The sequence below is a fragment of the Xanthomonas cissicola genome (genome assembly GCF_008801575.1).
In the GTDB taxonomy this organism is placed as follows: domain Bacteria; phylum Pseudomonadota; class Gammaproteobacteria; order Xanthomonadales; family Xanthomonadaceae; genus Xanthomonas; species Xanthomonas cissicola.
Genome location: NZ_VZPL01000004.1, coordinates 151,293 through 161,910 on the forward strand (window position 1 = coordinate 151,293; position 10,618 = coordinate 161,910).

12 protein-coding genes are annotated in these 10,618 nt (G+C 64.3%); 7 read left to right on the forward strand and 5 right to left on the reverse strand.

The annotated features are described in order from the left end of the window. Positions 1-273: 273 nt before the first annotated feature. Genes flhF through F7R02_RS03345 form a run of 6 tightly spaced genes read left to right on the forward strand, consistent with a single transcriptional unit; the run spans position 274 to position 6,311 of the window. Complete coding sequence (flhF, locus tag F7R02_RS03320) at positions 274-1,974, forward strand: flagellar biosynthesis GTPase FlhF (protein WP_151210046.1); 1,701 nt, start codon at positions 274-276, stop codon at positions 1,972-1,974. Continuing rightward, positions 1,961-2,845 (forward strand): MinD/ParA family protein, encoded by an 885-nt coding sequence (locus tag F7R02_RS03325; RefSeq protein WP_005918202.1) that lies wholly within the window; start codon positions 1,961-1,963, stop codon positions 2,843-2,845. Before flhF ends, F7R02_RS03325 begins: the two co-directional genes overlap by 14 nt. Further along, positions 2,842-3,609, forward strand: coding sequence for an RNA polymerase sigma factor FliA (locus F7R02_RS03330; RefSeq protein ID WP_005918198.1), 768 nt, complete (start codon positions 2,842-2,844; stop codon positions 3,607-3,609). The genes F7R02_RS03325 and F7R02_RS03330 overlap by 4 nt, the downstream gene beginning before the upstream one ends. A 22-nt stretch (positions 3,610-3,631) precedes the next feature. After that, positions 3,632-4,024 (forward strand): chemotaxis response regulator CheY, encoded by a 393-nt coding sequence (gene cheY / locus F7R02_RS03335; RefSeq protein WP_002813536.1) that lies wholly within the window; start codon positions 3,632-3,634, stop codon positions 4,022-4,024. Then, positions 4,024-4,650, forward strand: coding sequence for a protein phosphatase CheZ (locus F7R02_RS03340; RefSeq protein ID WP_005918195.1), 627 nt, complete (start codon positions 4,024-4,026; stop codon positions 4,648-4,650). Before cheY ends, F7R02_RS03340 begins: the two co-directional genes overlap by 1 nt. A gap of 2 nt (positions 4,651-4,652) precedes the next feature. Beyond that, complete coding sequence (locus F7R02_RS03345) at positions 4,653-6,311, forward strand: chemotaxis protein CheA (RefSeq protein ID WP_011051239.1); 1,659 nt, start codon at positions 4,653-4,655, stop codon at positions 6,309-6,311. 259 nt (positions 6,312-6,570) lie between these two features. Here the strand turns inward: F7R02_RS03345 and F7R02_RS03355 are convergent, their stop codons facing one another. The 5 genes from F7R02_RS03355 to F7R02_RS26845 form a co-directional block, all read right to left on the reverse strand. Beyond that, on the reverse strand, positions 6,571-7,473 hold the full coding sequence (locus tag F7R02_RS03355; protein ID WP_167520955.1) for an XVIPCD domain-containing protein: 903 nt from the start codon (positions 7,471-7,473) through the stop codon (positions 6,571-6,573). Between the two features lie 104 nt (positions 7,474-7,577). Then, positions 7,578-8,279, reverse strand: coding sequence for a hypothetical protein (locus tag F7R02_RS03360; RefSeq protein ID WP_235857305.1), 702 nt, complete (start codon positions 8,277-8,279; stop codon positions 7,578-7,580). A gap of 101 nt (positions 8,280-8,380) precedes the next feature. Next, positions 8,381-8,998 (reverse strand): hypothetical protein, encoded by a 618-nt coding sequence (locus F7R02_RS03365; RefSeq protein WP_078589744.1) that lies wholly within the window; start codon positions 8,996-8,998, stop codon positions 8,381-8,383. 86 nt (positions 8,999-9,084) lie between these two features. Continuing rightward, positions 9,085-9,501 carry a SymE family type I addiction module toxin gene (locus F7R02_RS03370; protein WP_078589745.1) on the reverse strand — a complete coding sequence of 139 codons (417 nt, stop codon included), beginning with the start codon at positions 9,499-9,501 and terminating at the stop codon, positions 9,085-9,087. Beyond that, positions 9,498-9,767, reverse strand: coding sequence for a hypothetical protein (locus tag F7R02_RS26845; protein ID WP_139370917.1), 270 nt, complete (start codon positions 9,765-9,767; stop codon positions 9,498-9,500). The genes F7R02_RS03370 and F7R02_RS26845 overlap by 4 nt, the downstream gene beginning before the upstream one ends. A 615-nt stretch (positions 9,768-10,382) precedes the next feature. On the opposite strand from F7R02_RS26845, the gene F7R02_RS03385 reads away from it, so the two are divergent. Continuing rightward, positions 10,383-10,618 (forward strand): transposase (locus tag F7R02_RS03385; RefSeq protein WP_151210044.1); only part of this gene is annotated, 236 nt, incomplete at its 3' end.

Below are 10,618 nucleotides of genomic sequence, written 5' to 3' on the forward strand. Positions count from 1 at the left end.
AAAAACGTCAATCAATCCATCGACTTGAAACCTTCGGACCGGATCACACGCACAGCGCCCACCCTGCCCCAATGCTCCAGCTCCACGCGCCGGAACCCCGGCACCGCGTTTTGGCACACCGCATGCATTAGCTCTGCCGAGACCACAGCCAGCACCACCGCTGCGGAACTGGACGAACGAACGGGACAGGCAACTCATGACGCTGGCAACACACCCACATTCATCGCACACCCGTCCGGCGTCCGGCGGGTCCCGTTCCTGGAGGCACTTCGCATGAAAATCAAACGCTTTGTCGCCCCGGACATGCGCACCGCATTCCGCATGGTGCGTGAAGAACACGGCCCGGACGCGGTGATCCTGTCCAACCGTCGCACCGCCGAAGGCATCGAGATCGTCGCTGCCAGCAATTACGACGAAGAGCTCGTGCAGCGCGCCCTGGAAACCGCGCGCTCGGACACCCCGGCCTCCGCACAGCACCAGCAGGCTCCCGCGCAGCAGGCGCCGGCCCCGCAAGTCCCGGCCAAGCCCGCTGCACCGGTGCACGCGCTGCTCAAGCCGTCTGCCGACGCCGAGGCCAGCCAGCGCCAGCGCGTGGCCAGCGCCGCCGACGACATGATCGCCGCCATGGCGCTGCGCCAGCCGGTCAGCGTGCCGCGCCAGGCGCCGGTCGCCGCTCCGGTGCGCACCGCCAGCATTCCTTCGCCCGCTGCCCAGGCACTCGCCCACGCGGTTGCCGTCACCGCTGCGCCGCGCCAGGAACACGCGCTGTCGGCCGTGCCGGAACAGTTGTTCGCCGACTTTTTGACGACTGCCCCGGTGCAGCGCCCGGCCGTCCCGGCCACGGCGGTGCAGGCACCCGCGCCGGTCGCGGCGGCAATGGCCACCGCCCCGGCCTTCGCTACCGCAGGCCAGGACGACGACGCCTTCGCCGATGAAGCCGACTTCGATCTGGACGATGCCCTGCCGCAGATCCTGCCGCCGGCCGCGCTGCCGCCGATCGTGGTCGCCCCGCCCGCCCCGCCGGCCCTGGCCGCCGTGCCGGTTGCCGCCACGCCCGCGCCGCAGAACGACGAAGAACTCAAGCAGCTGCGCGGCGAACTGGCGCTGATGCGGCAGATGATCGAGCGCGAGATGAACCGCCTCACCGACGAGCGCCTGCGTGGCTCGCCGGTGCGCGCCCAGGCGCTGGAACTGATGGACGACTACGGTTTCGACGCCGGCCTGACCCGCGATATCGCCCTGCAGATCCCGGCCGATACCGAATTGCACCGTGGCCGCGGCCTGATGCTGGGCCTGCTGTCCAAGCGTCTGCCGGTGGCCCCGGTCGACCCGTTGGAACGTGGCGGCGTGATCGCCCTGGTCGGGCCGACCGGCGCCGGCAAGACCACCACCATCGCCAAGCTTGCCCAGCGCTTCGCCGCCCAGCACGCCCCGCGCGACGTGGCCCTGGTCACCACCGACACCCAGCGCGTGGGTGGCCGCGAACAGCTGCACAGCTACGGCCGCCAGCTCGGCATCGCGGTGCACGAGGCCGACAGCGCCGAAAGTCTGCTGGACCTGCTCGAGCGCCTGCGCGACTACAAGCTGGTGCTGATCGACACCGCCGGCATGGGCCAGCGCGACCGCGCCCTGGCCGCCCAGCTGAACTGGCTGCGCGCCGCCCAGCAGGTCACCTCGCTGCTGGTGTTGCCCGCCAACGCCCATTTTTCCGACCTCGACGAGGTCGTACGCCGCTTCGCCCACGCCAAACCCCAATGCGTGGTGCTGACCAAACTCGACGAGACCGGCCGCTTCGGCAGCGCCTTGTCGGTGGTGGTCGATCACCAAATGCCCATCACCTGGGTGACTGACGGACAGCGGGTCCCTGACGACCTGCACCGCGCCAATGCCGCCAGTCTCGTTCTTCGCCTTGAAGATTTGCGGCGCGCTGCCGATAAGCCCTGTACTCCGGAGCACAACCATGCAGTCGCGTGAATACGCCAAGCTGACCAACGCCTTCCCCCTGTCGGCGACCCGTCCCGAGCCTTTGGGCCCGGTGCGCACCATTGCCGTGACCGGTGGCAAGGGTGGCGTGGGGAAAACCAACATCTCCGCCAACCTGGCCGTGGCGCTTGCCGACATGGGCAAACGCACGCTGCTGCTGGACGCCGACCTCGGCCTGGCCAACCTGGACGTGGTCCTGGGGCTGGCGCCCAAGTACACCCTGGCCGACCTGATCGCCGGCCGTTGCACGCTCGATGAAGTCATCATCGAAGGCCCCGGCGGCGTGCTGGTGGTGCCGGCCGCCTCCGGTCGCCGCCACATGGCCGAACTGGCCCCGGCCCAGCACATCGGCCTGGTCAACGTGTTCTCCGAACTGGAACGCGACCTGGACGTGATGGTCATCGACACCGCCGCCGGCATCACCGACAGCGTGCTGACCTTCTGCCAGGCCGCCCAGGACACCGTGGTGGTGGTCTGCGACGAGCCGGCCTCGATCACCGACGCCTACGCGCTGATCAAGGTGCTCTCGCGCGAACGCGGCGTGGACCGCCTGCAGATCATCGCCAACATGGTGCGCGACCCCAACGAAGGTCGCCTGCTGTACGACAAGCTCTCGCGCGTGTGCGAAAAGTTCCTGGGCGATGTTTCGCTGAACTATCTCGGCCATGTGCCGCAGGACGACTGGCTGCGCCTGTCGGTGCAGCGCCAGCAACCGGTCATCAAGGCCTACCCCGCCAGTCCGTCGGCGCAGGCCATCGCAGAAATCGCACGCCGTACCTCGCGCTGGCAGGCCCCGACCGTGCCGCGCGGCAACGTCGAGTTCTTTGTCGAACGCATCATCCAACGGGGAGTGGCCGCATGAGCACCGCTACCGCAACCACGGCCAGCGCCCAGTACCGCGCCGTGCAGCGCAACAACGCCAACGACGTGGTGACCCAGCACGCCGACCTGGTCCGCCGCATCGCCCACCATCTGGCAGCGCGTCTGCCGGCCAGCGTGGAAGTGGACGACCTGATCCAGGCCGGCATGATCGGCCTGATCGAAGCCTCGCGCAGCTACGACTCCGAACAGGGCGCGTCGTTCGAAACCTATGCCTCGATCCGCATCCGCGGCTCGATGATCGACGAGATTCGCAGGGGCGACTGGGTGCCGCGTTCGGTGCACCGCCGCGCCCGCGATGCCGCCGCCGCCGTGCGCAAGATCGAACAGAACACCGGCCGCGCCGCCGCCGCCACCGAAGTGGCCGCCGCCATGGAAATGCCGCTGCCCGATTACCTGCGCCTGATGGAAGATGCCGCACGTGGCCAGGTGCTGAGCTTGGAATCGCGCATCGAAGACCACGGCGAGCTGGACACCACCGCCAAGGGCGGCCCCAATCCGCAGCAGATGATGGAGCGTGGCGAATTCGGCCGCGAGCTGGGCAAGGCCATCGGCCAGCTGCCCGAGCGCGAGCAGCTGGTGCTGTCGCTGTACTACGAACAGGAATTGAACCTGAAGGAAATCGGCGCCGTGCTGGGCGTCAGCGAATCGCGCGTGTGCCAGATCCACGGCCAGGCGGTGGTGCGTTTGCGTGGCCGCCTCAAAGTCTTCGAACTGGCCGATGCCGGTGTCGAAATTGACGACTAATTTTTTGTGTTAGGAGCTTGATGTGAACAAGAACATGCGGATCCTGATCGTGGACGACTTCTCGACGATGCGACGTATCGTCAAGAATCTGTTGGGCGATCTCGGCTTCACCAATACCGCAGAGGCCGAAGACGGCAACAGCGCCCTGGCGGCGTTGCGTGCCGGCCCGTTCGATTTCGTGGTCACCGACTGGAACATGCCCGGCATGACCGGCATCGACCTGCTGCGCAACATCCGCGCCGACGCCAAGCTCAAGCACCTGCCGGTGATGATGGTGACCGCCGAAGCCAAGCGCGAGCAGATCATCGAAGCGGCCCAGTGCGGCGTGAACGGCTACATCATCAAGCCGTTTACCGCCCAGACGCTGGAAGAAAAGCTGGGCAAGGTGTTCGAACGTCTGGCGGCGACCGCCTGATGAACGCGACCATGGAAACCGATGCCGAACGTGCCGCGTTGATCGAGCGTCTGCAGAACGCACTCGATGCACTGGAAAGCGGTGACCAGGTCGCCTGGCGTCGCGAGGTGGATCATCTCGCCGCCCTGCGCACGCGCCCGATGATGCAGAGCCTGAGCCGGCTCGCCCGCGAACTCGGCCAGGCGCTGGGCGAGCTGCCCACCATCCCTGAAGAAGCCGGCGAACTGGACGATGCCTGCTCGCGCCTGGACCACGTGGTGGAAATGACCGAAAAGGCCAGCCATCGCACGCTGGATCTGGTCGAAGAATGCCGCGAGCTGGCCAACCAGCTGCGCAACGGCGGGCTCAATCAGGACCAGGGCGCGCTGCTGGAAAAGATGCGCCACAACCTGACCGAGCTGTCGCTGGCGCAGAGCTACCAGGACCTGAGCGGCCAGATCATCCGGCGCGTGGCCGGTATCGTGCGGCGCGTGCACGAAGGCTTCGGTGCGCTCGGCCTGCCGCCGAAGAACATCGAACCGAAGAAAGACGACGGCGGTCTTGCCGGTCCTGCAGTCAAGGGCCTGGACCGTCACGCGGTGTCGCAGGACGATGCCGACGACCTGCTGTCCGGATTGGGGCTGTAACCATGAGTGCTGTTCCAGACGATATTGCTGCCGATTTCATCGTCGAGGCCCAGGAAATCCTGGATCGCCTCGGCGAACAGCTGGTGTCGCTGGAACAGGCGCCAGAAGAAGCCGACCAGCTCAATGCGGTGTTCCGCGGTTTCCACACGCTCAAGGGCGGCGCCGGCTTCCTGGCAATCAAGCCGATGGTGGAGCTGTGCCACGCCGCGGAAGAAACCCTAGGCATGGCGCGCTCGGGCCAGGCGGTGCTGCAGGCGCATCACTTCGATGCCGCACAACAATCGCTGGATTATCTGCAGGCCATGCTGGACGCCATGGGCTCGGGCGAAGCCGTGCCGCACGCGCCGGCCACGTTGATCGCGCAGTTCGACGCCAAGAGCGCCCCGCCGGCGATCAAGGCCGCGCCGCAGGCGGCCGCTGCCAAGCCGGTTGCTGCCGCACACGGCGACGATGCGCATGCGCCCGCCCCCAAGGCGGCCGGCAAGGGCGCGGCCAAGACCGGCGCCGAAGCCGAACAGACCGTGCGCGTGGACACCAAGCGCCTGGACGCCATCGTCAACCTGATCGGCGAACTGGTGCTCTCGCGCAACCGTTTGAAGACCTTGCGCACCCGCCTGCGCGACGAAGAACTCGACCGCGCAGTCAGCACGCTGGACATCGCCACCGCACGCCTGCAGACCGCGGTCATGCGCACCCGCATGCAACCGGTCAGCAAGGTGTTCGCCCGCTTCCCCAAGGTGGCCCGCGACGTCGCGCGCACCTTGTCCAAGGAAGTGGAACTGGAACTGATCGGTGCCGAAACGGAGCTGGACCGCAATCTGGTCGAGGCCCTGGCCGACCCGTTGGTGCACCTGGTGCGCAACGCCATCGACCACGGCATCGAATCGCCGGCGCTGCGCGAAGCCACCGGCAAACCGCGTAGCGGCCATGTGCGCCTGTCGGCGCAGCAGGAAGGCGACTACGTCAGCATCGAAATCCAGGACGACGGCGCCGGCATCGACCCCGAGCGCCTGCGCGAAATCGCCCGCAACAAGGGCCTGATCGACGCCGAAGCCGCCGCCCGCCTGAGCACCGACGAGTGCTTGCATCTGATCTTCATGCCGGGCTTCTCGACCAAGGCGGAAGTCACCGACATCTCCGGCCGCGGCGTCGGCATGGACGTGGTGCAGTCGCGTATCCGCGAACTCAGCGGGCAGATCCAGATCCAGTCCGAACTGGGCCGTGGCAGCCGCTTCATGATCCGCGTGCCGCTGACGCTGGCGATTCTGCCGACCCTGCTGGTGCAGGCCGGCGAAGCGGTCTACGCCTTGCCATTGGCCCGCGTGGTCGAAGTGCTGCACGCACCGCAGACCTCGCTGGGCTGGTTCGACGGCCGCGCCGTGCTCGACCGCCGCTCGCACACCCTGCCGCTGATCGACCTGCGCCGCTGGCTGGGCGTACCGGCCGAACAACCGCCGCTGCTGACCGTGGTGTTGCTGCAGGCCGGCGAAACCCGATTTGGCCTGGTGGTGGACCAGGTCCGGGGCCGCGAGGAAGTGGTGATCAAGCCCCTGCCACGCGCCCTGCGCGGCCTACCCGGCTACGCCGGCGCCACCCTGATCGGCGACGGCCGCATGGCGCTGATCCTGGATGTGGATGGCTTGCGCTCCAGCGATCATTGATTTTGGGGATTTGGGATTCGGGATTCGGGATTCGGGATTCGGGAATCGGGAATCGGGAATCGGGAATCGTCAAGACGATCCTGGTCGCCTGATCTAACGACAACGGCCGCGTACTGCGGCCGTTGTCGTGTCACTAACAGCATCGCTGCCGATCTACGCCGCTACGCGCGCAGGCATGGGCGCGATGGTTTGGCGACGGCCAGGCTGGCGTGGAACTGAACCTGGAACCGTTATTTCAGAACCGTTACTTCACTAGCCCTCACACCATCCGGTGTTGAGGCGCAATCGACTGCTCTCGTTGTTGCTCCTGCTGCTGGGATTGCTGTTGGCGCTGAGTTTCGCCCAAGGCCTGTAATTGCGCCAAGGATTGCTCGACGGGCTGCGCAATCGCATCACTCGTCTTCATATGCGCCATCTTGTGAGCGGGATCGTTCAACGCACCTTCCACAACGAAGACGTTCTCGCCCTGGCGCACGGACTTGGTGTTCTCGCTCAGCACGACATGATCGATTCGCGACAGCCCGTTCTCTTTGGCTAAATACGCACTGCTTGCTGCCAGCCGTGCGCTGTTGTCGTCGTACTCGCGGCCGAGATCTTGCTCAAGGCGGCGAACGGCTTCTTCCGCTTGGTGATGCAGCGGATCTGTTGGCAGCACTCTCGCGAGCTGTGTTACTTCATGTAGTGGAGATACCTGCTCACCGGGCGGCTGCGCCTCACCAATCACCTTCTGCCAAAGTTCCTGCTTGGGCTTCGGATTGTTGTGCTCCTTATTCAACTCACTTTTAGGCACAGGAGCAGGAATGCTCTTGATATCATCTACGTTTTCTACGGGTCTGATATCCCCCTCAAAGCCTTTATCAACTCCATCTTTTGTCTTCCGGTGCAGTCCAGCGTGATTGAGCGCATCCCATGTGAAGTCGATACAACTGTTTTTAGCACCGTGATATTCCATATTGAGCCCGTGCTTGGCAGGGGCCGCGCCGAAGGCCTCCAGCTTTTCATACTGCGCCTTATCGATCTCCATCGTGCGTGAGTAATATGGTTTTTGGTAGGTATCGACGTCATTGAACGAAACTTTTCCTGGCCCGCTAGCCTCGCCATGCTTGATGGGCGAGAACCCATAACTTTTGACAGTCGTTCCGTCGTCAATCGAGTAGTACATATGGCCACCGAAGGATGTGCCTCCGGCCATCAACGGCGTACCTGCGGCAGCGACGTAGACAGTGACTGCATAGCGCTTTTCATGATCATCCATGCTCACTCCCCTCACTTTCCTCTGTAGGTGTAAGCGACAAGAAGTTGAGCATTAGCCGCAACCAGCGCCTCAGCGTTCTGATCAAAGCGCAGTTTGAGCCGATAACGGCCTGGCTGGACAGCATTGCTATAGCCGAACGCCAACTCCCTGGACGCGGTCTGTTCAGTAGACAAACCGGCGTCTTGCAGCGTCGTACCGTCCGCATCAAAAGCGAACAGACCAGGCGCCATACCATCAGCTGACAAGGGAATGGACGCCTGCTGACCTACTCCCACACGCTGACTACGCTGCAATTCCACGGAGACCGGGCCAGATGGTTCAATTCGCTCCAAGTGGAGCTCGGCCGAAACACCAGCGCTAATCAGCCTGTCAGCACTTTGGGAGACGGCAGTTGGATCGACACCGGTGATCCGCACACCGATGAAAACGGGCGGAGTCGCGTCGTCGGGCAGTGCGGGCACATCGAATTCCAGCTCTGTAGGCCCGCGATCATGTGGGGTCAAACTCCGTACCAACGGGACGACCGTTCTCATCTCTCTCTGCTCCTTTGCGATAGGCACGTTTGCAGGCGGCGGTTGCAGGCTGCAGCCAGCGATCAGGCAGGTAATCAATGCCGTGAGTGCAAAGCGCATTCGATCGTTTGCAATGGGCACGGCTTCTCTCCAGTAAGTGTTGGTGCTGCGGGGGAATTTTGACAGTTTTTTCAATGTCATCGTGTCATGCACGCCTCTCAAGTACCCCCAATGCCCTATGCATGCATTGCTTTATGAGGCCTGACAACTCTAGGCCTGAGTGACATGTCCGCTACCTCAGCTTATCGGATGTAGACCCATTCGACGCATTTGTGCGCTACCAACGCTTGCGGCTCCGCAGCCTCACCACGCGGAAAGACCTCTACTCGCATTCCTGGGCGCGTAAAGAAATCACTCATCCAGCGCCCGTCTTCGACGATGTTGCGCTCACGCGCAAATCCCATCGGCTCAAGCTGCTGGGTAAAACGGTCAAAGTCCAGGCGACAGATTTCGGTCATCGCAGGCGATGCACCGGCCACATTGCGATCGAAGCGGAATTCGAACCACCTGCCATCAAGCTTGGTTTCATCGACTCCAAATCCATAACTCCAATCCTTAGTGAGCGGGCCGAAGGCTCGATATCGGCGTTCGGCGCCTCTCACGAACTGAACCGCCTGCCCCATCGTGGAATTCAGACGTTCGGGAGTGAAGTCGGAGATGTTCTGGCTGCCCTTGATCAACACAAGCAGCTGACCAAGCAAGCCTTCCGCAGTGGGCTTGTTAGGCGGCACAGTGGTAGGACTGGATGAATTCATGGCAGATGTCTGCGTGACGGTTGCCGGAGCTGCGCCGCCCGCCGCGTGGGCGTAAGCTCCCAGAGCCAGGGTGGCGAGCAAGGCGTAGAGGGCGCGCGCGATCATGAAGCGTCCGTTGTGCGCTGGTGTGGCTGCGACGCTAGTGGCATCCGGCACCGAGGTCAATCGCAAGGGGTATGGCAGCCGCCGCATTATCGCCGCACGCTGCGCGCCTTGGCCGGCACCTCCACCGGCGGCAACACCTCCATCAGCAGTTGCCCTTCGCTGGCGGTGATGCGCAGCTTGGTGCCGATGGCGAAGCCCAGTTGTTCCAGCCATAGGCCGCTGAGGCGGACATGGGGCACGTGCTGGTCGCCGCCGTGGTCGTGGGCGCCGGGGTACTGCGTGTAGCTGACGGTGCATTGGCGCGGGCGGCGGGCGCGGCGTGGTGCGCGTAGCGTGCCGGGGCTTTGCGGGGAGGCGTCCGGGTCGGGCGGCAGCATCGGTGGCAGCTTGGTGCGGTCGGGTTCCACAACCACCCACTGCACGCGCTTGGGCGGCGTGAGGCGCGCACGCGTGCGGGTGGGCCGTGCGCTGGCAGATGCCGTGGGTGGGCGGCGGCGTGTCATGGCGCCTCCGGGTGATAGCGGGTGATGGTTGCAGCGACGTACTGCTGCAATGGCACAGCTCTGCGTGCCGACAGGCGGCGCGAGGTGTGCGGCAATACACCGAGCTGGCGACTCAGCGGATGCGCGGTATGGTCTCTTGCCTTCTCAACAGCTGCGCGTGCGACGAGCTGGCGCAGCACCTCGCCCACATCCCACCGCAGGCGGTGAGCGGAAGCTGGCAACAGATCAACCGGCACAGATGCCGGCATGGATGGTGCGGTAGACATGGCAACGCCCTCCTGGAAACAACCCAAGAACCGCCACCAACGGCGACGGGATGTCGGGAGGTTCGAAACCGCACGTAGCCGGCGGGCATATTCCCCTTGCGGGTGTTGTATTAGCCGCCCTCCCGACGCAGGCATCGCGTCGGCTTGTACCTGCAGGACGCAGGCACAAAAAACCCACCGGTTTGACGGGGGTGGGCACCGCTACGTGAGGAGTTTCGACGCTCCTTGGGCCTAGATTGCAAGTACGCGGTCTGGCGTGTCAATACACGCTGGCGGGTCTCGCGCGGCTGTGTGCGCCGCTGGCGCAGTTCCAAACGGGCCACGCAAGCCGAGCGCCGTCGCCTGATAAGTGCACCTGACCCCATCACGCTCGTCAAGACGATCCTGGTTGCCTGATCTAACGACAACGGCCGCGTACTGCGGCCGTTGTCGTTTCACTACCAGCATCGCTGCCGATCTACGCAGGCATGGGCGCGATGGTTTGGCGACGGTCATGCTGCCGTGGAACTGAACCTGGAACAGTTATTTTGAATTCGGCGAAACCGTAAGCTCCCCCGATCCGCAGACACCGCATAAGTAGATCTTTCTGGCATCGTTCCCAAGTCAGGAGGTTCCATGCGCACATCGAAGTTCACCGAGACACAGATCATCGCCACGCTGAAGCAGGCCGACGCAGGCGTTCCAGTCAAAGACATCTGTCGCCAAGTCGGCATCAGCACGGCGACCTATTACCAGTGGAAGAGCAAGTACGGCGGCTTGGAGGCGTCCGAGCTGCGGCGGGTCAAGGAGCTCGAGTCCGAGAACGCCAAGCTCAAACGGATGTATGCCGAGTTGGCGCTCGACAACGCGGC